Origin of the sequence: Sulfitobacter sp. THAF37, assembly GCF_009363555.1 — a bacterium.
GTDB lineage: Bacteria > Pseudomonadota > Alphaproteobacteria > Rhodobacterales > Rhodobacteraceae > Sulfitobacter.
Genome location: NZ_CP045372.1, coordinates 3,298,422 through 3,321,163, shown reverse-complemented (window position 1 = coordinate 3,321,163; position 22,742 = coordinate 3,298,422). Strand labels below are relative to the sequence as shown.

The window sequence follows — 22,742 nt, the reverse complement described above, 5'->3', positions numbered from 1 at the left end:
TAAATCGGAGATTGCGGAAAAATCATGCTCGACGACCTGGACCGGCGCCTGTTGCGGTATTGGCAGGCAGAGCCGACGCTGAGCCCCGCCGATCTGGGCGAACGCTGCGGCATCACCGCCAGCAAGGCTGCGCGTCGCATCGCGCGGCTGGAGGAGGCGGATGTGCTGCGCGGGGTGGGCGCGGTGATCAACTGGGCGGCGCTGGGCTACGCTGTCGAGGTGTCGCTGCGTGTCACGCTGGACAAGACGCAGGGCAACGCCTTTGACCGCTTCCTGGCAGAGGCCCGGCAGGTGCCCGAGGTGATCGAGGTGCAGACATTTCTCGGCCGGGTGGACGCGCGGCTGTCGATCATTGCCCGCGACATGGCGCATTATCAGCACATCTACCGCAGCCGCATCCTGACCCTGCCGCATATCGCGGACATCGAGGCGCTGATGCATGTGGCGCGGATCAAGAGCGAGGCCGCGTTGCCCCTGTGACGGACCTTGACGATATCGACCGCAAGCTGATCCGCGCGCTGGCCCGCGACGCGCGGCAATCGGCCAGCGCCCTTGGCAAACGCTTTGGCCTGTCACAGCCCGCGACCTGGCGGCGCATCCGGCGGCTGCAGGATGCGGGCATCATCCGGGACCGCCATCTTCGCCTGAACGCCGAGGCGCTGGGGTTCGGCGTGACCGTTTTTCTGGGCATCAAGCTGGCGACCAAGGGGCGCGTTTCACTGGAGGATTTTGAGCGCGCGGTGGTGGCCATTCCAGAGGTGCAGACGGTGGAGCATGTGCTGGGCATGTACGACTATCGCCTGCGTGTCGTGGCCCGCGATCTGCCGGATTTCGAGCGCGTCCTGCGGCGTCGCATCATGACGTTGCCCGGCGCGGGCGAGGTGGAGGCGAATGTGCTGCTGAGCGAGGAGCGCCTGCCGGGGCCGCTTTGACAGGGGGGCGGCGGTGGGAATTGCAATGCCCGTCATCGCCGCCTAAGACCGAGGTATCATTTCACTGAAGGAACCTGACGATGGCATTGCTCGATTCCGTGGACCCTGCGGGGCTCGATGAATTCTCGGTGGTATTTACCGACCGGTCGCTGAACCACATGTCGGCGGCTTTCCAGCAGGTCATGCGCGATATTTCGGGGATGCTGCGGGAGGTCTATCAGGCCGATGCGGTGGCACTGGTGCCCGGCGGCGGCACCTATGCGATGGAGGCGGTGGCGCGCCAGTTCGCCCGTGGCGCAGAGGTGCTGGTGGTGCGCAACGGCTGGTTTTCCTATCGCTGGAGCCAGATCATCGAAAGCGGCGATCTGACCGGGAATGTCACGGTGATGAAGGCGCGTGCGCAAGGCAATGCCCCGGCCAGCCCCTTTGCGCCCGCGCCGATCGAGGACGTGGTCGCGGCGATTGCGGAACACAGGCCGCAGGTGGTCTTTGCACCGCATGTGGAAACCGCCGCGGGGGTGATCCTGCCGGATGATTACATTGCCGCGATGGCCGATGCGGCGCATGAGGTCGGAGCCTTGATGGTGCTGGACTGTATCGCCTCCGGCTGTGCCTGGATCGACATGCGGGCGCTGGGGGTCGATGTGCTGATCTCGGCCCCGCAAAAGGGCTGGTCCGCCTCGCCCTGTGCCGGTCTGGTGATGATGTCGGAGCGCGGCGCGGCGCGGCTGGCCGAGACGACGTCGGACAGTTTCGCCATCGACCTGGCAAAGTGGCGCGCGATCATGAAGGCCTATGAGGACGGCGGCCATGCCTACCATGCGACCATGCCGACCGATGCGCTGCGCGCTTTTCGCGATACCATCGTGGAAACCCGCGACTACGGCTTTGCGCGATTGAAAGAGGCGCAGTGGCGGCTGGGTGACGGTGTGCGCGCGATGCTGCGGGACAAGGGCGTCGTGTCTGTCGCCGCCGAGGGGTTCGGCGCGCCGGGGGTGGTGGTCAGCTACACTGACGATCCCGAAATCCAGTCGGGCCGCGCCTTTGCCGCCCAAGGCATGCAGATCGCCGCAGGCGTGCCCTTGCAGGTGGGCGAACCCGACGGGTTCAGCACCTTCCGGCTGGGGCTGTTCGGTCTGGACAAACTCTACGACGTGGAAGGCACCCTGGCGCGGCTGGGGGCGGTGGTGGACCGGGTTCTGTGATTTTCTCACGGTACCGCGATCCGAATGGTCGGATTGAAGTATTTTTTGCATAAAGAAGCAGGGCCAAGTCCTTCTTTATGCTCTAAATACTCAATCTTGGCAGGGCCGCCGTCGATAGGTTCGAAGGGTTCCTACCGGACACCCAGGCCCATCTGCATCAACATCTTCCGCAGCGGCGCAAAGCTGTAGAGCGCGTCAAGACCGGCGGCGCGGGCGTCGCGGAGCAGGGGCGCGTTGGCCTGGCTGGCACGGTTCAGCAGGTCGATGCCGCGCACCCTGAGCTGGATGTCGTTGTGGCGGACGTTGTGGTAGGCGTCCAGCATATCCGCGTCTCCCAGCCGGTCGGGCCGGGCCTGCGCCAGATCCAGCAGGGTCGCGATGTCGGTCAGTGACATGTTCAGACCCTGTGCGCCGATGGGCGGCAGCACATGGGCCGCTTCGGCGATCAGGGCCAGGCGTTCGCCGTTCAGCCGGGCGGCATGCTGGCTGATGATCGGCCACAGATTGCGCGGCGTGATCAGGGTCAGCGGCCCGAGAAGGTGGCAGGAGCGTTCGGACATCTCATGCTCGAAGTCGGCGACCGGCATTTGCGATCGCGTCAGCTGCGCGGGGCCGTCGTCCATCCACACGATGGCCGAGCAGGGCAGGCCCTCGTGGTCGGGCAGGGGCACCAGGGTGAAGGGCCCCCCGGTGCGGTGGATCTCGGTCGACACGTTGTCATGAGGGATCGGATGGGTCACGGCAAAGGCCAGTGCCTTTTGGCCGTAGCGCCGGGTGGTGACGGGGATGCCTGCCGCCATCCGCATCGGACTGTCGCGGCCGTCGGCCGCGATGACAAGCCGCGCGGTCAGCCGGCTGCCATCGGTCAGACCCACGCGCGCTTCGGCCGTCCGAGTGAAGAGCGACGTGGTCCCGGTGCCGGGACGAAACGCGACGGTGTCCAGCGCGTTAAGCCGCGCCACCAGTTCGCGGCGCAAGAGCCAGTTGGGAAAGTTCCAGCCAAAGGGCGCGTCCGAGATGTCGGCGGCGTTGAATTCCCGGCTGACGCGGGGCTCGGCGTCGGCGCCGCCGGCATCGACGATGCGCATGATCTGCAGGGGGGCCGCGTGCGGGGCCAGCGTTTCCCAGACGCCTGCCTCTTCCAGCACCCGGCGGGCGGGCTGGAGCATGGCGGTGCTGCGCATGTCGGCGCCCTCGGCGTCGCGCGTGGTGACGGGCGGTGTGGGGTCCACGCAGATCACGTCGAACCCGGCGGTGCCGAACGCCGCGGCGGCGGTCAGCCCGGCGATACCGCCGCCCGAAATCAGGATGTCGCAGTCATAGGTCATGACCCCAACCTAACCCTTCAGCAAGGCAAGGAAAGCGGTCAGATCGTCGGTATGATGGTGGATATGCGCGGCATCGCGTCGCGTCGGGGCGACATGCACCGTCTGCATTCCCATTGCGTGTGGCGCGATCAGGTTGCGGTCATCGTCTTCGAACATCGTGGCGCGCGTCGGGGTCAAGCCGTCCAGCGCAAAGACAGTGTCGAAGGCGGCCCTGTCGGGTTTCGGCAGGAAGCCCGCGTGTTCAACCCCGTAGACCGCGTCGAACACCCCGGTCAGCCCCCGCGCTGCCAACACCCTCTCGGCATAGGGCGCACAGCCGTTGGTGTAGACGATGCGCCGCCCGGGCAGGTCGCGGATATGTGCGGCCAGTTCCGGATCAGGGATCAGGCTGTCCATCGAGATATCGTGCACGTCTTCCAGGTAGGGGCCGGGGTCGACCCCGTGTTCGCGCATCAGCCCGGCCAGGGTGGTGCCGTGGGTTTGCCAGTAATGCAACCGAAGGCGGTCCGCCTCGGCGGCATCCACGCCGAGGGTACGCATCACCCAGTCGGTCATCCGCACTTCGATCAGCGCGAATAGCCGCGCCGAGGGCGGGTAGAGCGTATGGTCGAGGTCGAAGACCCAGGTGTCCACGTGGGAAAAGGCATCTCGTGTCATGACCCCCTGTTAGGCGCAGCGGTGCGGTCCCGCAAGCCTTGCGCTGCGGTCGAAGGGCGGTAAGGTGCGCGTCAGAGAGGAAACCTGCCATGCCGCCGCCCAAACCCGGCTCGACCGATGCCTATACGATGATCCTGGATGCCATCGACTCGGGGATCTACCGCCCCGGCGACCGGCTGGTGGAGAGTGAGCTGGCCGACCGTTTCGGCGTGTCGAGGACCCCGATCCGCGAAGCTTTGCAGCGGCTGGAAACGCAGTCCTTGCTGGCGCGCGACGGGCGCAGTCTGATCGTCGCTTCGCTGGACCATAACCAGACGGCGGAGCTCTATGTCGTGCGCGGTGAGCTGGAGGGCCTGGCGGCGCGGCTGGCCGCACGCCACGCCACGGCTGAAGAAATCCGTGTGCTGCGCGAGATGGTCAGCGCGGATGATGCGCTGGTGGGGGATCCCACGGCGCTTGCCCGGTCCAACCGCCGGTTTCACAAGCAGATTCACCTGGCCTCGCACAACCGCTATCTGGTCCAGCAACTCGACCTCGTCTACCGCTCGATGGCGCTGATGGCGACGACATCGCTGGCCGCTGAGGGGCGCGGCGAGATTGCACAGGCCGAACACGACAAGATCGTCGCGCGGATCGAGGCGCGAGACGAGGAGGGCGCGGACGAGGCGCTGCGCGCGCATATTTCGCTGGCCTTCGTCACGAGGCTCAAGCAGGAGGCCGCGCGGCTGGAGACGGACAGTTGACCGGGCTGACCGGCGGCGCGGAAGACTGCCCATGCGCCGTCTTGTCCCAGAAATGGGGGCTGCCGATGAATTCGTGAAGCGCCTTGCAGGCGGCGACCGCGCCCATCGTGAAGTAGAATGGCATGGTCAGCACCCAGCCCATCAGGTGCCGGCGACCCTGTCCCGATACCGCCACCAGCGCGACGGTCAGGTTGGCAAGCTCGGCGACGATGAAGGTAACGGTCATCAGCCAGGTGACATCGGGACCCAGGGTGTGCGACACTGGGTGCGTGACATCGAAGAACGTGATCCAGAAAGACCACAGCAGCGGCGCGCAGACAAACTGCGAAATCGTCGCCAGAAGCAGGGTCTGAACCCCCCAGAACTTCTTCCACCCCAGATCGCGCAGCAATTGTCGGGGACGGCGCATGTGGACGCACCAGGTGATCAGAAACCCCTTGAGCCAGCGCGAGCGTTGCCGAACCCAGGGCCAGGCCCGGCAATTCGCCTCCTCGAAGGTCACAGTGGGCAGGAGTTCCGTAACATAACCGTGGCGCGCCAGCCGGATGCCCAGGTCTGCATCCTCGGTGACGTTGTGTGCGTCCCAGCCGTGCAGTTTTTCCAGAATGTCGCGGCGAAAGAATAGGGTGGTCCCGCCCAGCGGGATAACCAGCCCCAGGCGCGAGATGCCGGGCAGGATCATCCGCCACCAGGTTGCATATTCTATGGTAAAGCACCGTGCGATCCAGTTCGCCCGGCTGTTGTAGTAGTCGAGTATCCCCTGCAGGCAGGCGACGTTGTCCGGGGCATTTCTGAACCGGGTCACCACCTTCTCGATCTGGTCCGGTTCCGGCGCATCCTCCGCGTCCCAGACGCCGACGATACTGCCCTCGCAGAAATCCAGCGCATAGTTCAGTGCCCGCGGCTTGGTCGTGGGCCCGTCGCCGCGCGGCACTTCAATGACCGTGATCCAGTCGGGCAGATAGGTCTGGGCTATGGTCTCGCGGGTCAGGTGGTCGTCCTCCTCCAGCACGAGGATCACGTTCAACAAGGACTTCGGGTAGGTCAGCCGCGACAACCGCGTGATCAGGGCGCCTGCGATCTCCTTTTCCCGCAGCAGGGGCACCAACATGGAGACGCGGGGCAGGCGGAACGGTCCGACCGGGCAGTGCGGCGGCGGGTGTTTTTCCAGCGACCGGGACATCTGCGCCGCGAAGGCGGCGAGCTTCATCCAGGTGCTCAGCAGCAATGTCCCGAAAGCCCAGAGAATGGCCAGGGTCAGCACCCAGAACGGGGCGGCCAGCAGGGCCAGTGCCAGCAGGGCGGAAATGGCCGCTGCGGCATAGTACCGGGCTTGGCCCGCCGTGCCCCAATTGCGGCAGCTTTCCGCCATCGGCACCCTTTGCGCGGCCTTCGCCGCCAGTTCGGCCCCGTAAAACCGGCCGATGTGCTGGTGGATCTCCCTCCTTTCGCAGATCACCGGCAGCAGCGCGAGCCCCTTCGTTCCGAGGCAGGCGCGCAGCCGGTCGAAGGCGTGGGGGTGGCATGTAGCGACGAGAAGGACACCGCCGACCCGACGCCAGGGGACGACGCCGAAACGCAGACACAGCGTGGCGGGCAGGTCGTGCGCAACACCGGGATCGGGTGGATCGACCGCCAGGGCGACGCGGTGCGCCCGGTGCTGTGCACAGAGCGCCTCAAGTACATCTTCGCGTCCTGCCAGCCCTTCCGCGATCAGGATCTCGCCCAGCGGGGCATCGACGGTCTCTTGCAGGCGCAAGGCGTGGCGCAGATCGTCATCGCAGATGACGCCGTTTTCCAGAAGATACTGCCCCAAGAACGTGCGGGGCGGAGCCGCATGCGCGACCGTCGCCTCTGGCCAGTGCAGGCGAAGGTTGCTCATTCGTTACCAGCCCGACAGTTTCGATCCCGGTCAGGCTAGGGGTAAACAGGTTAAGGCGATATTAAGGCAAGGTTAACAAAGTCTTAACGGCAGAAAGCCGGGCGCGGCCTGATCGGTGTCAGGCCTCTGCCGTGACAGGTCCGCGCTGGGCCATCGCGTCGGCGAACCGCTCGAACAGATAGTAGCTGTCCTGCGGACCGGGCGAGGCTTCGGGGTGGTGCTGCACGGACCACACCGGCCGCCCGTCCAGGCGGATGCCGCAGTTGGACCCGTCGAACAACGACACATGTGTTTCAACGACCCCTTCGGGCAGCGACTGGCCGTCCACCGCGAACCCGTGGTTCATCGACGTGATTTCGACCTTGCCGGTGTCGTTGTCCTTTACCGGGTGGTTGGCGCCGTGGTGTCCGTGGCTCATCTTGACGGTCCTGCCGCCCAGTGCCAGCGCGAGCATCTGGTGGCCAAGGCAGATGCCAAAGACGGGCAGGTCGGTCTTGTCCAGCACCTCGCGGATCATCGGCACGGCATAGGCGCCGGTCGCTGCCGGGTCGCCGGGGCCGTTGGACAGGAACACCCCATCCGGTCGATGCGCCATGATGTCGTCGAAGGTGGCGGAGGCGGGCAGCACCGTCACTTCGCAGCCGGCCGAGGCCAGGCAGCGCAGGATGTTGCGCTTGGCGCCGTAGTCCACCGCTACGACCTTGTGCCTGGGGCGTTCCTGCGTGGGGTAGCCGTCGGGCCAGGCCCAGCGCATCTCGTCCCAGCGGTAGGATTGCGCACAGGTCACGTCCTTGGCCAGGTCGACCCCTTCCAGCCCGGCAAACGACCGCGCGGCGGCGATCAGCGCCTCGATGTCGAAGTTGCCTTCGGGGTCATGGGCCAGCGCCACATGCGGCGCGCCCAGGTGCCGGATCGCGCGGGTCAGGCGCCGGGTGTCCACGCCGCCGATGGCAATGCGGCCCCGTGCCGCCAGCCAGTCCGACAGCGGCTGCACGTTTCTCCAGTTGCTGGGATCGGTGGGCATCCATTTGACAACCATGCCGGCAGCGACGGGATCGCCGGTCTCGTCGTCTTCGGGGTTGGTGCCGACATTGCCGATGTGGGGGAAGGTGAAGGTCACGATCTGCCCGGCATAGGACGGGTCCGTCATGATTTCCTGGTACCCGGTCATGGCGGTGTTGAAGCACAGTTCCGCCGTGGTCTGGCCCGTGGCGCCGAACCCCATGCCGTAGAAAAGCGAGCCATCCGCCAGGGCGAGACAGGCGGTCGGGCGGGGGGAAGTGGGCGCGGACATCGGGGCAGCCTCCGGAACGGGATGTGGCAGGGTAAACGGGTGGCAAACTACTGCCGGTCGCGGGTGGGGTCAAGGCTGGGAGGAAAAACAGATTTGTATTGAAATCAATAGGTTGACGTTGCGCTCTTTGCATTGCCTGTGGCGCAGGCTAAGGCTAAGGTAGGCACTTTGACACCGACAGGACCAAATGGGGGCCTCATGACACTGCGCACGCGCATTTCGGAATCGCTCAAACAGGCGATGAGAGACAAGGACGCCGACCGTCTGTCGACGCTGCGGCTGATCAATGCCGCGATCAAGGACAGGGATATCGCAACGCGTGCCACCGGCAACGACGATGGCGTCGGCGACGACGAGGTGCTGGCGATCCTCGGCAAGATGGCCAAGCAGCGCCAGGAATCGGCCCGCGCCTACGAGGAGGGCGGCCGGCTCGACCTTGCGGAGCGTGAGAACGCCGAGATCGTGGTGATCGAGGAGTTCCTGCCCCGACAGCTCACCGACGCCGAGGTCGCCAAGGCGGTGGACGAGGCAATCGCCACTCAGAACGCCAGTTCGATCCGCGATATGGGCAAGGTGATCGGAACGCTGAAAGACCGCTATACCGGTCGGATGGATTTCGGCAAGGTCGGCCCGATGGTCAAGGAACGGCTGAGCTGACAGGCCCGGATCGGGCGGTGCTCACTCGAAAACCAGCTCGCTGATCGCGGTGTCGTTGTAACGAGTTCCGGGATAGGTGGCGCGGATCGTGAGTGTCAGCCAATCAAGGTTGTCCAGCCCGGTGGTATCGAACCGCTGCATGGCTGATACGTCGCTCAGGCCGATCGACCCTTCGGATCGGTTGGATGCCTCCAGGTAGATCTCGCGCACCCTTGCGTTCTTGAGGAAAATGTCCTGCGATTTGGCATAGCCTGTCACGATCCCGAGGCGGCGGACAGTCGTGGGCCGATCGAAGCTGACGGTGATCTGCCGCCCCTCGCCGGTGCCGCCGACCCCCTCCACCCAGGCGGTGGCGGTGTTGCCGTCGAACATGTTGGTCAGCACGTAGCTGTTGCGCCCCTGCGATCCCAGCGTGGAGGAGGCGCAGACCCGCGCAGATCCGACCGGCAGGGTCAGCTGGCGGCAGGATTCCCCGGCCACGGCGGGCGCGCGGACCGGTGCGGGGGGCGGCGGCGCGGGCTGTCGTGCGACCGGCGTGGCCGGGGCGGACCCCGTCGCGCCGCGGCGGCGCTCCCATCCGCGTTGCACGGCTGCCAGCCGCTGGTGTCGCGGCGGATGCGTGGCTGAGCCCCGTTCGCCAAAGCCTTTCCACAGTGCCTGCGTCTCGTCCAGCGTCGCGCCCAGGGCGGCGAGGGTGAAGCCCGCGTATTCATCCGCCTCCAGCTCCGTGGGCGGGCGCGATCCGCCTGCCGTGATCGTATGGCCCTGCAGATGGTGCCCGACCTCGTGGGCCATGACGGCATAGAGCTGCCACTTGCTGTCCGGCCGGTCCCGATAGGTGCGCATCCAGACCGGATTGAAGGCGAGGTAACGCTGCTCGTCAATGATCACAGCGGCGGCATTGCCGACTTCCTGCGTCTCGACCACCTGGAAATTGGGGGCAAGCCCGGACACGCCCAGAATGTCGTTCACCACCGACCAGACCTCCTGCACGGAAAAGCTGTCAGCGTCGGCAAAGGGCGACACCTCTATCTCTACCTTCTGGCAGCCCAGAATGGTGCAGGCGATCTGTTCCTCGGCCCAGGCCGGGAGGGCCAGCAACACGGACAGGGCAAGCGGGGCTTTGGCAAAGGGGGGCATGGCGTTCTTTGCAACCTGCCCAGACTTAATCGCGTGAGGCATGCCCGCAACACCCCCCAAACAGGGGGTCAGCGCCGCAGGGATCTGTTGAGGTCGTCAAAAAGCGCGATGCGCTCTTCCTCGCTCAGGAAGCGGCCGATCTCGACCTCGCGGCCATGTCCGGACAGGGTGATATAGTGCGGCACCGGGCCGTCCTTTTCGTACTTCGTGACCCTGGTCCAGTAGCGGTTGCAATCCCACTCCTTCACCTCGCCCTTCGGCGTGCGGTGGGTCAGCCGGGCCATATCCGCGTCCAACGTCAGGATTTCCTCGATCTGGCGGGACCGGTGGTTGGCCTGAAGGGCAAAATAGATGCCCCCGACCGCAGCCAGCATGAAGGGCAAAAGCCCCCACAGCAGGATCGTGCCCAGCAGCGGGAGTGTGGGGATCAGGATCAGGGTGAAAGTGGTCAGGACGAAGGCCGCAAACCCCCGAGCGGGCAGCGATTGATGCGGCCAAAGGCGCATACGCTGCGGCGACTCATCGGGGTTTGTGGTCCATTCGTAGGGCATGAGCGAATGATAGCCGCCTCGCAGGCGGTGGCAATGCGGCACCTGCGCCCACCATCGCATCGGCGCGCCGGGGCTGGCCCGGCACGTCCGGGGCAGGGTCAGGACAGATGGGCGCGCAGCATCCAGGCGAATTTTTCGTGCGTCTGACCGCGGGCGATGCACAGGTCCTCGGTCAGCGTGTCGCCCTGTCCGGCAGCCAGTTCACCTGCGCCCGCCAATGTCTCGGCCAGCGTTTCCTGCGCGTCCTTCAGCAGTCTGATCATCTCTTCGGCGGCGGGCGTGCCTTCGACCTCGGCCACCTTGGAGCGTTTGATCATGCCTGCCAGCGTCCCTTCTGCGTGGCCCTGAAGCGCCTTGACCCGCTCGGCCAGGTCGTCCTGAGCGACGAAATGATCCTCGTAAATGGTCTGGAACAACGCGTGCAGCGGGCCAAAGGCCATGCCGGTGACGTTCCAGTGGAAGTTCTGCGCGAGCATTGTGGTTACGGCGGTTTCCGCAACGCATTGGTTCAGCGCCTCGATGATCTGTGCGCTGGCATCGGTGGAAAGGGTCTGTGCTGTTTGGGTCATCCTGGCCTCCTGCAATTCAAAATGGGTGCTGGCTGGCATCCCGCTGGCTCGCACCAACTGAAATAGAGAGCACCGGCTGGTTTGGCAAGTCGATTTAGAATTATTCTAAACTTGTTCCGTGCTCGCGAAGACGCTGTTCAGCAGAAAAATCAGGTTCCGCCGTGCAGAGCGGTGTACGCGCGAATGCAGAAGGAACGTCACGCTGGCGGTGTCGTCGGTCCTGAGGCTGCGGGCGAGGGCCAGTAACCAGTTTTCGTCAAAGGAGGTCTCGTGCTCGTCCTCGCGGTAGAACACAGGTCGCCGTCCCAGCGCCTGCTGCAGACCGAGGATCAGCACCTCACAGGCTGCCTGTGCCGCCACCTGCCTGTTGCCCGACAGCGCCGCGCAGGCGCCAAAAAGATCGACGTAGGACTTGCACCGACTGTCCCGCGCGATGCGGCGCAGAAGCGTCAGCGCAGCGGGCCGGTCGGTCACGTCCGCCGGGTCGAAACGATCGTCGTGTGATATCCTGTGCCGTATCGCGCTCATGCCGCCTTGTCCCCGTCCAGCACCGACAGGCGGACCTTTTTCTTGTGGCAGCGGGTCGCATAGGCCTTGTCCCAATGGCTGTAGCGGCCCATCACAGCCTGTTGCGCCACCAGCAGTTCGACAAAGGCTTCCCGCTCGGCATTCTTCTTGAGGCCCTTGAACAGGGATTTCTGCGCCTTGGTCATGGAGCATCCGATGCAATGGCCTTCGCGTTTGAATTTGCAGACGTCGATGCAGGGGCTGGGAACTTTGGTCATGGTCATCTCGCTTGAAGGGGGCTGGCCCGGTCTGGCTAGGGGGTTGGATCAGTGAAGCGTGCGGTCCCTTTGGGGCAGGGCGGCGTCGTGGGGCGGTGGGGGCTGGCGGGCGATGCACTGCATCGCCAGCCCGACCTGAGCCGCCATCAGCGCCACATGTTCCGCCTGGGAGGCGGGCACAAGCAGGCTGGCCACCATCGCCGCTTCGGCCAGGTTGCCGCGCGCCGCCTCCCGCACGAGGGTTTGCAGCACCGCCTCGTCCGAGCCGATGCAGTCGCAGCCAAGGCTATGTCGTACCAGTGGCCTGCGCGCATAGGCGCAGAGCGCGGTCAGCAGTCTTTCGAACTGGCGTACCTCTGCCTGACCGCCCGCAGCGCCGAAACAGCGGGCAAAGCCGGTGCCGACCTTGGCCTGCCCCTCAAGGCTGTCCATCCACAGCCGCATCGACAGGATCAGCTCCGCCTCCCAGGGCGGGACATGGGTCAGCCGGCCGACGACCGTGCTGCCGGGGCTATCCACCGCGTCGGTCATTTTGTCAAAATCAGCTTGCCTGCGCGGGTGATGCGCAGAATGTAGGTTTGGCCGTCCAGCACGATGTTCGCCTTTTCGCCATTCACCACCAGATCGCGGGCGTCATAGACAGCGGTGTCGTCGGTTCGGGTCTCGGGGGGGGAGGACGGCAGGTTCGGCATCAGGATCATTGTGCGGCCTCCCGACCAGGGGTGCGGCCCCGCTGCATGTCGATCAGCTGTTCCAGGGCGAGGCCGTGGATGCTGGCGCAGTCGCCTGCTGACTGCACGATCTCGCGCCAGGCTGGCCCGACATCGGGGTGCGTATGCTCTGGGGTGTCACGCTCGGGTGTGGTCACGTCTGTCTCCTTTTCGTGAACATCCGGGCTGCCTTGGGCGGTGGCTTGGACGGTGTGAAAAATCTTAGCGTTATGGTCGGGTATCCTCTGATGAGTAGCTATTCTGACTTATTTAGTCAAGAAAGGTTGCGCGCATATTTTGCGGTATGCGCGGTCCCACAGAAGCGGCATGAGGCAGGACATAGGGCACCCCCGCGGCAGGCGGACAGCAGACCCGCAGCCTGCAGCCATAAGCCCGCGACAGGGTGTCATCCGTCAGCACCTCGGCAGGCGTGCCAAAGGCCAGGCGCCGCCCCTCCGCCAGTATCGCCACCCGGTCGGCATAGAGCGCGGTCAGGTTCAGGTCATGCATCACCGCGATCACGCCGCCGCCGTCGCGGGCAAACTGCCGGGCGATCTCCATCACCTGCAGTTGATGGGCGATATCGAGGCTTGAGACAGGTTCATCCAGCAAAAGCCAGCGCGGCTGACCCTCCTCTACCGGTGCCCAGACCTGCGCCAGCACGCGGGCCAGCATGACGCGCTGCGCCTCGCCGCCCGACAGGTCCTGAAAGCTGCGGTCGGCGTAATGGGCCAGACCGACCCGCGCCAATGCCTGCATCGGCACCTCGTCCAGGGCACCGGCGGTGCCGGTCTGTTGGCCCAGGCGCACCACCTCGATCACACTGAAGGGAAACGCCAGCACGGAGGCCTGCGGCAGCACCGCCCGCCGTGCCGCCAGTTGCCAGGGTTTCAGGGTGGTGATGTCCTCTCCGTCCAGGGTGATCCTGCCCCGGCAGGGCAGCGCGGCGGTGATGGCACCCAGCAGGGTGGATTTGCCCGACCCGTTCGGACCAACGATGGCGGTCAGCTCTCCGGCCCGGGCGGTCAACGTGACGCCCCGCAGGGCGGCGCGGGACCCGTAGGAGACGTGGATGTCTTCGGCCAGCAGGCTCATGTCGCCACAAGCCCCTTGCGCCGCAGCAGGATCCACAGGAACACCGGCGCGCCCAGCACGGCGGTCACGATGCCGATGGGCAGCTCCGCCGGCGCGATGATCACCCGCGCGATGACGTCGGCGAGGATCAGGAAGGTCGCGCCCAGCAACGCCGCGTTGGGCAGGAGGGGCCGGTGGTCCGGCCCCGATGCCAGCCGCAGCAGGTGGGGCACGACGATCCCGATAAAGCCGATCCCGCCCGATACGGCGACGGCCGCGCCGGTGGCGCCTGCCACCGCGAGGATGGCGACGGACTTCATCCGCTGTACGTCGATCCCGATATGCGCCGCCGTGGCTTCGCCCAGGGCCAGGCCGTTCAGCGCCCGGCCAAGTCTCAGCGCGACAACGAGCGACAGCAGCATCAGCGGCCCCGCCGCCAGCACCTTGGCCCAGCTTGCACCGGCCAGAGATCCCAGTCCCCAGAAGGTCAGGTCCCTAAGTTGCTGATCGTCGGCGATATAAACCAGGATGCCCGACAGCGCACCGGCCAACGCCCCCAGCGCGATACCGGCCAGCAGCATGGTCGCGACGCAGGTCCGCCCGTTCCGGGTCGACACGCGGTAGAGCAGCAGCGTCGACCCCCAGCCGCCCAGAAAGGCCGCGATCGGGGTCAGCTGGTGGCCGGTGAGTTCGGTGATCCAGCCGGGCAGCAGCGCGCCCAGCACGATCGCCAGGATCGCGCCCAGACCGGCCCCCGCGCCGACACCGACGATGCCCGGATCGGCCAGCGGGTTGCGGAACAGGCCCTGCATCACCGCACCGGACACGGCCAGGGCCGCGCCCACCAGCACGCCCATCGCAAGACGGGGCAGGCGGATATCGAACAGCACGACATGCTCCATCCGGGTCAGGGGTTGGCCCTGCACCAGTTTGCCCGCCAGTGTCGAAAGGGTCACATCCGTCGCCCCGACCTGCAGGCTTGCAAGGCAGGCCAGCGCAAGTGCGACAGCAAGCCATCCGTGCAGGGCCCGCGCCCGCGACAGGCGGTCGCGCGGGGCGGTGGGGATCACATCTGACAACGCGGCCACGGCTCAGCCTTCCGGCGCGTAAAGTGCTGCGTTCAACGCGCGGACCGCGTCGGCGGTGCGCGGACCAAATCCCAGCATCAGCAACCCGTCCATCCGGATCGCCGCGCGGTCCCGGGCCGCGGGGGTGAGGCGGATCGCGGGCAGGGCGAACAATTCGTCGTCTCCCGGCCCGTGGTCGCCGCCCCGGTCCATCATCAGGATCACGTCCGGCGCGGCCTGGCCGACCGCTTCCTCGCTGATCTGGCGATACCCGCTGAAGCCGGAGACGGCATTCTGCCCGCCCGCCATGCGGATCAGAGCATCTGCCGCCGTGTCGGTGCCGGCGACGTTGATCCTGCCGCCCTGGGTCGAGAGCACGAAAAGCACACGCTTTGTGTCCCCGCGGGGACGCGCCGCCTCTGCCATCGCCTGCGCCAGCGCGGCCTTGACCTCTGCGGCCAGTTTCCCGGCTGCGTCGGGGACGTCAAGTGCGTTCCCGATCACCCTGATCTTGTTGAGTATTCCTTCTGCGGTGGGCGTGTTCGGCACCGCCACGAAATCGACGCCCGCGGCGCGGATGACCTCCAATGTCTCGGGCGGGCCAGCCCCTTCCTCGGCGAGGATCAGCGCGGGGTCGACCGACAGCACACCCTCGGGCGACAGGGCGCGCATGTAGCCCACGTCGGGCAGGGCGGCGATGGCGGGTGGATAGGTCGACGTCGAATCGCGTGCCTTCAGCCTGTGGCCCTGACCCAGCGCCACCGCGATCTCTGTCACCGATCCGCCGATGGCCAGCACATCCGCCTGCTCCGCGCGCAGGGGCGGTGCGGTGAAGGTCAGGGCAGCCAGCGCGGCGAGGACGGTTCGGCGGATGAACGGGCGGGTCATGCCGCCACCTCTGTCAGGCCGGGCAGGTCCGAGACGATGCGGCCCCAGTCGGGCCGCGAATCCCGACCTTCCTTGCCGACACCGAAGGTCTGGAAGATCAGGCCACCCTCTGCATCAAAGGCTTCGACCGATACCGCCGGGCCGCGTTGCGTCGGCTTCTCCACGGCCCATAGCTCGGCGATCTTGTCGAGCCGAAGGTGCAGGTTGAAGCCGGGATCCATGACGTTCTGCCAGGGCCCGGTGGGGTGCAGGTTTACGACCGGCCCGGTGTGGATCTGGATACAGCCGCGATTGCCGACAAAGATCATCACGTCGACGCCCGCGTCGCGCACCGTCTGCAGCATGGTGTCGGAGGCACGGGGATCCAGCCGCCGCACGAAGGGGGCACCGGCGATGCGGTAGGCGCCCAGGCGGTTCATGCCCAGCTTGGCGCACAGGCGCAGGAACTGGTGCGTGTCGGTCAGCCGGCGCCATTCCGCGCGCAGCACCTCGACCTTGTCCAGGCGGGACCGCGCCGCTTCCACCGGTTGGCGCGTGGCGAGAAGCAGGCGTTCGGGCTGATCCTGCGTGGCGAGTGCTGCCAGCACGTCGGCCCAGGCATCCTGGTTGGACCCGTCGCGCAGGTGGATTTTGTGAACCGCGTCGCCTGCCGCATCGAAGATCTGCAATGACCGGCGCGGGCCCTGCTCGGACTCCGTCTCGACCGCGAAGGCATGTTTCCAGTGTGCCGGAAAGATGCGCAGGTCGATGTTTTCGGTCAGTGTCATCGCCGCATGTTTGCCGGGATGGTAGTTGCCGTAGGTGCCGATCTTTTCGTGAACGCAGGCTGCCACACGCGTCAACGCCATGACCTCGCCCAGCGTCTCGGCGGCGGGGATGATCAGATCAGGGTGCGCGTCGATGTGGGTCACCCCCTTGCCGGTCAGCGCGGCGGCAAGCTGTGCCTCCGGCAGGGCCAGCCGGTCGGCGGCGTCGCGCCTGCGCATCTTGGGGTGGTCGTCCAGGAAGGCACGGATAGAAGCGGGGGGCATGTCGGTCATGGGCGTCCTCGGCGTTGAAGGGGTCCGATGGCTGCGCCCGTGGGTCCGGTACGTGGCTTCGTAAATTACTTGACTAATTTACTCTGATAATTAATAGCCTGCAACCCAGATGATCGAGGTCATCGACGAAAATTCCCAAACCCGCCGCGCCAGCCTCAGCAAGCTTCGGCTTTTCATATCTGAAGGATGGCTTTTCATGTTCACCTCTCTTTTGCGCGGGTCGACCGCGCTTGTTTGCCTGTCGCTCGCCAGCCCCGCCCTGGCGCAGGACGACGACACACCCGGTTTTCTGGGTACGCTTGTCCTGACTGCCGGCAAGCGCGATCTCAGCTACGGTACGGCACTGGCCCGGACGGTGGTGGACGAGGAAGAAATCGCTGACCGGCAGGCGGGGACCGTGGCGCAGCTCATCGATTCGGTGCCGGGTGTTTCGCTGGTGAACGGGACCACGCCGCAGGGGTCGGGGATCAACATCCGTGGCTTCGGCGCGAACACGACTTACGGGTCGGACCAGAAGATCGCCGTGCTGGTGGATGGCGCCAGCGTCGGATCCGAAGAACTGTACCGCATCGGCACGCAATTGTTCACCGACCCGATGCTGTACCGCCGCGTCGAGGTGCTGCGCGGCACCATCGGCAGCTTTGCCTACGGCGCTGGTATCGTCGGCGGGGTGGTCAAGCTGGAGACCAGGGACGCCTCCGATTTCACCGGCGGCGTGCCGGGCTTTGGCGGGTCCCAGACGTTCGAGTACAGCAGCAACGGGGACGGCAAGGTCAGTTCGACAAATCTGGCCTGGATGCCGACGCCGCGCGCCGAATTCCTGCTGAACTATTCCTTCCGGGATCAGAACGATCTGCAATCCGGGGATGGTGCCGTGATCGGCAACAGCGCGTTCCAGACGCCATCCTATCTGGCCAAGGGGAAATTCACCTTTGGGCAGGACGATGCGCAATCGCTGACCTTCAGCCATTCGCGCACCGTGGCGGACGACAAGGATGTGCCCTATGATCAGTTCGATACCACGGGGGGCAGTTTCGGCAATGTGGACCGGCTGACCGATACGGCCCAGACCGTGCTGGAGTACCGGTTCAACCCCGCCAGCGACCTGATCGACCTGCGCGCAAATCTGTCCTACGCGGATCAGATCATTGAATACGACTATGTGCCGGGGTCTTCACCGCTGGAAGGGACGCCGTCCTTCCCGCGCCTTCTGGCTACGGTAAACGCGGACCAGCACTATGAAACAACGAAGCTGACCGTCAGCAACCGCGCCCTGTTCCAGACCGGTGCAGTATCGCATGACATGCTGGCCGGACTCGAGGTTCAGCGGCGCGACAGGGCCGACAACACCGCTGCAGGCGCGCCCGGTGGCCACGACAACCGGCAGGCGCTCTTCGTGGTGGATGAAATGTCGGTGGGGCGGTTCACCATCACACCCGCCCTGCGCTACGAGGCGTCGCGCATCACCTCGGCGCTGCCGCTTGCGGGGGTGGCGGACAGCTATGACAAGGACGCGCTGATGGGCGGGCTGGCGCTGGCCTATGATTTCGGCAATGGCCTCTCTGTCTTTGGCAGTGCGGCCTATACGGAATCGCTGCCGATCATCGACGATCTGGGCACCAGCGCCACCGCGCAGCGGCGCATCGCAACGGCGGAAAAATCCCACACGCTGGAATTCGGCGCGGCGTATACAGGAGGGGCTGTGTTCACGGCGGACGACAGTCTGACGGTCCGGGGCAATCTATATCACACCACGCTGCGCGACATCACCAGCTACGTGGTGGCTGGTGGCATGGGGCCGGACCTTGAGAGCGTCGAGTCGAAGGGGGTCGAGCTGGAAGCCTCTTACGGTACGGCGGAGGGGATCTATGCGGACCTTTCGGGGCATATCGGGGAGGGGACCGAATTCAACCCCGGCGGCACCTCCGCGATCTGGCGCAACAGTCCGGCGGACCGGGTGCAGCTGACCCTGGGCAAACGCTGGGGCGATGACTTTGACCTGAGCTGGGAGGTCGTGCATGCCGCCGACCGGCGGGATGCACTGGGGGCTGCGCTGCCCGACCGGACCTCGCATAACCTGCGCGCCACCTGGCGGCCGGACCGGGGGTGGCTGGACGGGACCGAACTGCGCTTTGGTGTCGAGAACCTGTTCGACGAGGATTTCGTCGGGCATCTGTCCTCTCCCACCCGGAAGGCACCGGGGCGGACGCTGAAGGTGTCGCTGACGACACGGTTCTGATCGGCGGGGCCGGGGCGGCGGCGGGGGCGCGGGGCTCAGCCTTCGCTTGCGCCGCCGCTGTCGCCGATCAGGTCCCAGCGGTTGCCAAAGCAGTCGCGGAACACAGCCACGGTCCCGTACACCTCTTGCCGGGGCGTTTCTTCGAAGGTGACACCTTTGGCGCGCAAGGCATTGTAATCCCGTTCGAAATCGTCTGTTTGCAAGAACAGCCAGACCCGCCCCGCGCCCTGGTTGCCGATGGCCGCCCGCTGCGCTTCACCATCCGCCCGCGCAAGGATGAAGCCGCTGCCGCCGCCGGTCGGTGTGACGCGAACCCAGCGTTTGCGGCCCTGATCAATGTCCTCTGCCAGGACAAAACCAAGTGTGCCGCAGTAATATGCGATGGCTTCGTCATAGTCCGGGACGATCAGTGTCAGGGCCGACAGCCGCATCGGGACCTCCGGGCGGTTCCTTTCATTCGAACTCCACCAGCAGGTCCTTGGCGTCGATCTGCGCGCCGGGCTGGACATGCACCGCCTTGACCGTCGCTTCGCGCTCGGCGTGGATGCCGGTTTCCATCTTCATCGCCTCTATGGTCAGCAGCAGGTCGCCCTGTTTGACCTTCTGGCCCACGGCCGCCGCGACCGAGGCGACGACACCCGGCATCGGCGCGCCGACATGTTTGTCATTGCCCGCTTCCGCCTTGGGGCGCTTCGCGGCGGTGCCCGCGACCTTGCGGTCCGGCACCCGGATCACGCGGGGCTGGCCGTTGAGTTCAAAGAACACCTTGACCTCTCCGTCCTCCGTCGTTTCGCTGAGCGCCTGCATCCGGATTTCCAGCGTCTTGCCGGGGTCGATTTCGGCCGAAATCTCTTCGGACGGCTCCATCCCGTAAAAGAAGGCGGAGGTGGGCAGCGTCCGGACCGGGCCGTACTGCTGATGGCGTTCCATGTAGTCGGTAAAGACCTTGGGATACATCAGGTAGCCGCAAAGATCCTCTTCGTCGATCTCCACATCGTCGAACTTCTCCGACAGCTCCTTGCGGGTCGCTTCCAGGTCGACCGGCTTGAGGTGTTTTCCCGGCCGCTCCAGGTTCGGTTTCTCTCCCTTGAGCACCTTTTTCAGGATCTTTTCGGGAAAGCCACCCGGCGGCTGGCCCAGGTTGCCGCGCATCATGTCGATCACGGAATCGGGAAAGGACACATCGGTTTCAGGGTCTTCGACCTGCGCGCGGGTCAGGCCCTGGCTGACCATCATCAGCGCCATGTCACCCACGACCTTGGAGCTTGGCGTGACCTTCACGATATCGCCGAACATTTGGTTCACGTCGCGGTAGGTGCGGGCGACCTGGGGCCAACGGTCATCCAGCCCCATGGACGACGCCTGTGCCTTGAGGTTGGTGAACTGGCCGCCGGGCATCTCGTGCAGGTAGACTTCGGAGGAGGGCGCCTGCATCCCGGTCTCGAACGCGGCGTAATGCGCGCGCACCTCTTCCCAATAGTCCGAGATCTCGCGGATGGCGGACATGTCCAGCCCGGTGTCGCGGTCGGTATGTTGCAGCGCCGAGACGACCGATCCCAGGGTGGCCTGAGAGGTGTTCCCGGACAGCGCATCCATCGCACAATCCACGGCGTCCACCCCGGCCTCTGACGCGGCGAGAATGGTGGCGCAGGCAATGCCTGCCGTGTCATGGGTGTGGAAGTGGATCGGCAGACCGACCTCTGTTTTCAGCGCCGTCACCAGCGCCCGCGCCTGTGCGGGTTTCAGCAGCCCCGCCATGTCCTTGAGGCCCAGCACATGGGCGCCCGCAGCCTTCAGGTCCTGACCCATCTTGACGTAATACTTCAGGTCGTACTTGGCCCGGTCGGGATCATAGATGTCGCCGGTATAGCAGATCGTGCCCTCGCAGACCTTTTCCGCCTCGATCACCGCGTCCATGGCGACGCGCATGTTTTCCACCCAGTTCAGGCTGTCGAAGACGCGGAAGACGTCCACGCCCGAGCTGGCGGCGGTTTTCACGAAATGCTGCACCACGTTGTCGGGATAGTTGGTGTAGCCCACCCCGTTGGAGGCGCGCAGCAGCATCTGGGTCATCAGGTTGGGCATGCGTTCGCGCAGGTCGCGCAGGCGTTGCCAGGGGCATTCCTGCAAGAACCGGTAGGCCACGTCGAAGGTGGCACCGCCCCAGCATTCCACGCTGAAAAGCTGCGGCAGGTTGGCGGCATAGGCGGGCGCCACCTTGATCATGTCATGGCTGCGCATCCGCGTGGCCAAGAGCGACTGATGCCCGTCGCGCATGGTGGTGTCGGTGATCAGCAACTGGCGCTGCTGGCTCATCCAGTCGGCGACGGCCTGCGGGCCTTTCTGCTCCAGCAGGTTGCGGGTGCCCATCATCGGCTCGCCCCGTGTCGCGGGCGGTTTGGGGTCGCGCAGCTGCGAGGGCGGGCGGGCGTGGCCCTTTGTCTCCGGATGGCCGTTCACGGTGATGTCCGCGATATAGGTCAGTACCTTGGTGCCCCGGTCGCGGCGCGAGGAAAACTGGAACAGCTCCGGCGTCTCGTCGATGAACTTGGTGTGGTAGGTATTGTCCAGGAAGGTCGGATGTTTCAGCAGGTTCTCGACAAAGGCGATGTTGGTGCTGACACCCCGGATGCGGAATTCGCGCAGGGCGCGGTCCATCCGGGCGATGGCCATTTCCGGCGTGGGCGCCTTGGCGGTGATCTTGGTCAGCAGGCTGTCGTAGTAGCGGGTGATCACACCGCCCGCATAGGCGGTCCCGCCGTCCAGGCGGATGCCCATGCCCGTGGCAGAGCGGTAGGCGGTCAGACGGCCATAGTCGGGAATGAAGTTGTTCTGCGGGTCCTCGGTGGTGATCCGGGTCTGCAGCGCATGGCCGGTCAGCTTGACGTCATCCTGGCTGGCCTTGCCGGTGGCTTCGGCAATCGTCTTGCCCTCGGCGATGAGGATCTGCGCCCGCACGATGTCGATGCCGGTGACTTCCTCGGTCACGGTGTGTTCCACCTGCACGCGGGGGTTCACCTCGATGAAGTAGAATTTCCCGTCTTCCATATCCATCAGGAACTCGACGGTGCCGGCGCATTCGTAATCCACATGGGCGCAGATCTTGCGGCCCATCTCGCACAGCTCCGCACGCTGGGCGTCGCTGAGGTACGGGGCGGGCGCGCGCTCGACAACCTTCTGGTTGCGACGCTGGACGGAGCAGTCGCGTTCATACAGGTGGTAGATCTCGCCATGTTTGTCGCCCAGGATCTGCACCTCGACATGGCGGGCCTTGAGGATCATCTTTTCCAGGTAGCCTTCGCCGTTGCCGAAGGCGGCCTCGGCCTCGCGCCGCCCCTCGCGGATTTTCTCTTCCAGCTCCTCTTCCTTCATGATCGGGCGCATGCCGCGTCCGCCGCCGCCCCAGGATGCCTTGAGCATGAAGGGATAGCCGATTTCCCTCGCCTCGGCGCGGATCGCGTCCATGTCGTCGCCCAGCACCTCCGACGCGGGGATGACCGGCACGCCCGCCTCGATTGCCACCCGCCGCGCGCTGGCCTTGTCACCCAGCGCCCGCATGGTTTCGGCGCGCGGGCCGATGAAGGTGATCCCGTTCTGCACGCAGGCGTCCACCAGATCGGGGTTTTCCGACAGCAGCCCATAGCCGGGGTGGATCGCGTCCGCGCCGGACGCCTTGGCCACGCGAATGATCTCGTCAATGCTGAGATAGGCCGCGACCGGCCCCAGCCCCTCACCGATGCGATAGGCCTCGTCCGCCTTGAACCGGTGCAGACCCAGCTTGTCCTCTTCGGCAAAGACGGCGACCGTCTTTTTTCCCATCTCGTTTGCGGCGCGCATGATGCGGATGGCGATTTCGCCACGGTTCGCAATGAGTATCTTGGAAAATTCGGTCATTTCTGTCTTCCTTTGAACGGTTCTGTTCATATCCTGATCGCGTTGCACTCTAATCGTGCTGCGCTGCGGCGCAAGCGGAAGCTCACA

24 protein-coding genes are annotated in these 22,742 nt (G+C 65.6%); 6 read left to right on the top strand and 18 right to left on the bottom strand.

From position 1 onward, the window contains the following. Window positions 1–24: 24 nt before the first annotated feature. The 3 genes from FIU94_RS16225 to FIU94_RS16215 all read left to right on the top strand — a co-directional run bounded on the left by FIU94_RS16225 (window position 25) and on the right by FIU94_RS16215 (window position 2,137). Entirely contained in the window at window positions 25–480 is a 456-nt protein-coding gene (locus FIU94_RS16225) for an Lrp/AsnC family transcriptional regulator (protein WP_152466784.1), read from the top strand. Beyond that, window positions 477–932: an Lrp/AsnC family transcriptional regulator gene (locus FIU94_RS16220; protein ID WP_152466783.1), complete on the top strand. Its 456-nt coding sequence runs from the start codon at window positions 477–479 to the stop codon at window positions 930–932. The genes FIU94_RS16225 and FIU94_RS16220 overlap by 4 nt, the downstream gene beginning before the upstream one ends. An 80-nt stretch (window positions 933–1,012) precedes the next feature. Next, entirely contained in the window at window positions 1,013–2,137 is a 1,125-nt protein-coding gene (locus tag FIU94_RS16215; protein WP_152466782.1) for an aminotransferase class V-fold PLP-dependent enzyme, read from the top strand. A 131-nt stretch (window positions 2,138–2,268) separates the two neighbouring features. Here FIU94_RS16215 and FIU94_RS16210 read toward each other — a convergent pair whose 3' ends face one another. Both FIU94_RS16210 and FIU94_RS16205 read right to left on the bottom strand, forming a co-directional pair. Further along, the gene (locus FIU94_RS16210) at window positions 2,269–3,465 is read right to left on the bottom strand and encodes a UbiH/UbiF family hydroxylase (protein ID WP_152466781.1); all 1,197 of its coding nucleotides are present in this window, start codon (window positions 3,463–3,465) and stop codon (window positions 2,269–2,271) included. 9 nt (window positions 3,466–3,474) lie between these two features. Further along, window positions 3,475–4,122, bottom strand: coding sequence for a pyrimidine 5'-nucleotidase (locus tag FIU94_RS16205; protein ID WP_152466780.1), 648 nt, complete (start codon window positions 4,120–4,122; stop codon window positions 3,475–3,477). Window positions 4,123–4,211: 89 nt separating this feature from the next. Between FIU94_RS16205 and FIU94_RS16200 the strand changes: the two genes are divergently transcribed. After that, entirely contained in the window at window positions 4,212–4,865 is a 654-nt protein-coding gene (locus FIU94_RS16200; protein ID WP_152466779.1) for a GntR family transcriptional regulator, read from the top strand. Here FIU94_RS16200 and FIU94_RS16195 read toward each other — a convergent pair. After that, a complete protein-coding gene (locus FIU94_RS16195; RefSeq protein ID WP_152466778.1) occupies window positions 4,828–6,747 on the bottom strand; it encodes a glycosyltransferase in 1,920 nt (639 codons plus the stop codon). The two genes, FIU94_RS16200 and FIU94_RS16195, sit on opposite strands and share 38 nt — an antisense overlap. A gap of 118 nt (window positions 6,748–6,865) precedes the next feature. Beyond that, window positions 6,866–8,041 (bottom strand): glutamine-hydrolyzing carbamoyl-phosphate synthase small subunit, encoded by a 1,176-nt coding sequence (gene carA / locus FIU94_RS16190; RefSeq protein WP_152466777.1) that lies wholly within the window; start codon window positions 8,039–8,041, stop codon window positions 6,866–6,868. A gap of 198 nt (window positions 8,042–8,239) precedes the next feature. On the opposite strand from carA, the gene FIU94_RS16185 reads away from it, so the two are divergent. After that, entirely contained in the window at window positions 8,240–8,698 is a 459-nt protein-coding gene (locus FIU94_RS16185) for a GatB/YqeY domain-containing protein (RefSeq protein WP_152466776.1), read from the top strand. A gap of 21 nt (window positions 8,699–8,719) precedes the next feature. On the opposite strand, the gene FIU94_RS16180 is transcribed toward FIU94_RS16185, so the two are convergent. The 12 genes from FIU94_RS16180 to FIU94_RS16130 form a co-directional block, all read right to left on the bottom strand. Then, window positions 8,720–9,838, bottom strand: a complete 1,119-nt coding sequence (locus FIU94_RS16180) for a hypothetical protein (protein ID WP_152466775.1) — start codon at window positions 9,836–9,838, stop codon at window positions 8,720–8,722. A gap of 68 nt (window positions 9,839–9,906) precedes the next feature. Beyond that, window positions 9,907–10,389 (bottom strand): DUF2244 domain-containing protein, encoded by a 483-nt coding sequence (locus FIU94_RS16175; RefSeq protein WP_152467104.1) that lies wholly within the window; start codon window positions 10,387–10,389, stop codon window positions 9,907–9,909. A gap of 98 nt (window positions 10,390–10,487) precedes the next feature. Continuing rightward, a complete protein-coding gene (locus FIU94_RS16170) occupies window positions 10,488–10,958 on the bottom strand; it encodes a Dps family protein (protein WP_152466774.1) in 471 nt (156 codons plus the stop codon). 105 nt (window positions 10,959–11,063) lie between these two features. Further along, entirely contained in the window at window positions 11,064–11,486 is a 423-nt protein-coding gene (locus FIU94_RS16165) for a hypothetical protein (protein WP_152466773.1), read from the bottom strand. Beyond that, complete coding sequence (locus FIU94_RS16160) at window positions 11,483–11,743, bottom strand: DUF1289 domain-containing protein (RefSeq protein WP_152466772.1); 261 nt, start codon at window positions 11,741–11,743, stop codon at window positions 11,483–11,485. Before FIU94_RS16160 ends, FIU94_RS16165 begins: the two co-directional genes overlap by 4 nt. 48 nt (window positions 11,744–11,791) lie before the next feature. Continuing rightward, complete coding sequence (locus FIU94_RS16155; protein WP_152466770.1) at window positions 11,792–12,274, bottom strand: hypothetical protein; 483 nt, start codon at window positions 12,272–12,274, stop codon at window positions 11,792–11,794. Continuing rightward, window positions 12,271–12,435, bottom strand: coding sequence for a hemin uptake protein HemP (locus FIU94_RS16150; protein ID WP_152467103.1), 165 nt, complete (start codon window positions 12,433–12,435; stop codon window positions 12,271–12,273). Before FIU94_RS16150 ends, FIU94_RS16155 begins: the two co-directional genes overlap by 4 nt. A gap of 5 nt (window positions 12,436–12,440) precedes the next feature. After that, entirely contained in the window at window positions 12,441–12,611 is a 171-nt protein-coding gene (locus tag FIU94_RS20935) for a hypothetical protein (RefSeq protein WP_172975928.1), read from the bottom strand. A gap of 112 nt (window positions 12,612–12,723) precedes the next feature. Then, window positions 12,724–13,548 carry a heme ABC transporter ATP-binding protein gene (locus FIU94_RS16145; protein WP_152466769.1) on the bottom strand — a complete coding sequence of 275 codons (825 nt, stop codon included), beginning with the start codon at window positions 13,546–13,548 and terminating at the stop codon, window positions 12,724–12,726. After that, on the bottom strand, window positions 13,545–14,615 hold the full coding sequence (locus tag FIU94_RS16140; RefSeq protein ID WP_152466767.1) for an iron ABC transporter permease: 1,071 nt from the start codon (window positions 14,613–14,615) through the stop codon (window positions 13,545–13,547). Before FIU94_RS16140 ends, FIU94_RS16145 begins: the two co-directional genes overlap by 4 nt. A 3-nt stretch (window positions 14,616–14,618) precedes the next feature. After that, the gene (locus FIU94_RS16135; protein ID WP_152466765.1) at window positions 14,619–15,482 is read right to left on the bottom strand and encodes a hemin ABC transporter substrate-binding protein; all 864 of its coding nucleotides are present in this window, start codon (window positions 15,480–15,482) and stop codon (window positions 14,619–14,621) included. After that, window positions 15,479–16,522, bottom strand: coding sequence for a hemin-degrading factor (locus FIU94_RS16130; RefSeq protein ID WP_152466763.1), 1,044 nt, complete (start codon window positions 16,520–16,522; stop codon window positions 15,479–15,481). Before FIU94_RS16130 ends, FIU94_RS16135 begins: the two co-directional genes overlap by 4 nt. 196 nt (window positions 16,523–16,718) lie before the next feature. Here FIU94_RS16130 and FIU94_RS16125 point away from each other — a divergent pair, with 196 nt between their 5' ends. After that, on the top strand, window positions 16,719–18,761 hold the full coding sequence (locus FIU94_RS16125) for a TonB-dependent receptor plug domain-containing protein (protein WP_152466762.1): 2,043 nt from the start codon (window positions 16,719–16,721) through the stop codon (window positions 18,759–18,761). A gap of 35 nt (window positions 18,762–18,796) precedes the next feature. On the opposite strand, the gene FIU94_RS16120 is transcribed toward FIU94_RS16125, so the two are convergent. Together FIU94_RS16120 and FIU94_RS16115 are read right to left on the bottom strand one after the other, a co-directional pair. Next, entirely contained in the window at window positions 18,797–19,192 is a 396-nt protein-coding gene (locus FIU94_RS16120; protein WP_152466760.1) for a VOC family protein, read from the bottom strand. A 22-nt stretch (window positions 19,193–19,214) separates the two neighbouring features. Next, entirely contained in the window at window positions 19,215–22,655 is a 3,441-nt protein-coding gene (locus tag FIU94_RS16115; protein ID WP_152466758.1) for a pyruvate carboxylase, read from the bottom strand. Window positions 22,656–22,742 lie beyond the last annotated feature (87 nt).

What these genes read in the sequence shown, in the direction of transcription:
- FIU94_RS16135 (WP_152466765.1), bottom strand. Translation starts at nt 15,482, where the DNA reads ATGACCCGCCCGTTCATCCGCCGAACCGTCCTCGCCGCGCTGGCTGCC.
- carA (WP_152466777.1), bottom strand. Translation starts at nt 8,041, where the DNA reads ATGTCCGCGCCCACTTCCCCCCGCCCGACCGCCTGTCTCGCCCTGGCG.
- FIU94_RS16215 (WP_152466782.1), top strand. Translation starts at nt 1,013, where the DNA reads ATGGCATTGCTCGATTCCGTGGACCCTGCGGGGCTCGATGAATTCTCG.
- FIU94_RS16195 (WP_152466778.1), bottom strand. Translation starts at nt 6,747, where the DNA reads ATGAGCAACCTTCGCCTGCACTGGCCAGAGGCGACGGTCGCGCATGCG.
- FIU94_RS16130 (WP_152466763.1), bottom strand. Translation starts at nt 16,522, where the DNA reads ATGACCGACATGCCCCCCGCTTCTATCCGTGCCTTCCTGGACGACCAC.
- FIU94_RS16145 (WP_152466769.1), bottom strand. Translation starts at nt 13,548, where the DNA reads ATGAGCCTGCTGGCCGAAGACATCCACGTCTCCTACGGGTCCCGCGCC.
- FIU94_RS16165 (WP_152466773.1), bottom strand. Translation starts at nt 11,486, where the DNA reads ATGAGCGCGATACGGCACAGGATATCACACGACGATCGTTTCGACCCG.
- FIU94_RS16175 (WP_152467104.1), bottom strand. Translation starts at nt 10,389, where the DNA reads ATGCCCTACGAATGGACCACAAACCCCGATGAGTCGCCGCAGCGTATG.
- FIU94_RS16115 (WP_152466758.1), bottom strand. Translation starts at nt 22,655, where the DNA reads ATGACCGAATTTTCCAAGATACTCATTGCGAACCGTGGCGAAATCGCC.
- FIU94_RS16225 (WP_152466784.1), top strand. Translation starts at nt 25, where the DNA reads ATGCTCGACGACCTGGACCGGCGCCTGTTGCGGTATTGGCAGGCAGAG.
- FIU94_RS16150 (WP_152467103.1), bottom strand. Translation starts at nt 12,435, where the DNA reads ATGCCGAACCTGCCGTCCTCCCCCCCCGAGACCCGAACCGACGACACC.
- FIU94_RS16180 (WP_152466775.1), bottom strand. Translation starts at nt 9,838, where the DNA reads ATGCCCCCCTTTGCCAAAGCCCCGCTTGCCCTGTCCGTGTTGCTGGCC.
- FIU94_RS16155 (WP_152466770.1), bottom strand. Translation starts at nt 12,274, where the DNA reads ATGACCGACGCGGTGGATAGCCCCGGCAGCACGGTCGTCGGCCGGCTG.
- FIU94_RS16200 (WP_152466779.1), top strand. Translation starts at nt 4,212, where the DNA reads ATGCCGCCGCCCAAACCCGGCTCGACCGATGCCTATACGATGATCCTG.
- FIU94_RS16125 (WP_152466762.1), top strand. Translation starts at nt 16,719, where the DNA reads ATGTTCACCTCTCTTTTGCGCGGGTCGACCGCGCTTGTTTGCCTGTCG.
- FIU94_RS16205 (WP_152466780.1), bottom strand. Translation starts at nt 4,122, where the DNA reads ATGACACGAGATGCCTTTTCCCACGTGGACACCTGGGTCTTCGACCTC.
- FIU94_RS16120 (WP_152466760.1), bottom strand. Translation starts at nt 19,192, where the DNA reads ATGCGGCTGTCGGCCCTGACACTGATCGTCCCGGACTATGACGAAGCC.
- FIU94_RS16160 (WP_152466772.1), bottom strand. Translation starts at nt 11,743, where the DNA reads ATGACCAAAGTTCCCAGCCCCTGCATCGACGTCTGCAAATTCAAACGC.
- FIU94_RS16185 (WP_152466776.1), top strand. Translation starts at nt 8,240, where the DNA reads ATGACACTGCGCACGCGCATTTCGGAATCGCTCAAACAGGCGATGAGA.
- FIU94_RS16170 (WP_152466774.1), bottom strand. Translation starts at nt 10,958, where the DNA reads ATGACCCAAACAGCACAGACCCTTTCCACCGATGCCAGCGCACAGATC.
- FIU94_RS16210 (WP_152466781.1), bottom strand. Translation starts at nt 3,465, where the DNA reads ATGACCTATGACTGCGACATCCTGATTTCGGGCGGCGGTATCGCCGGG.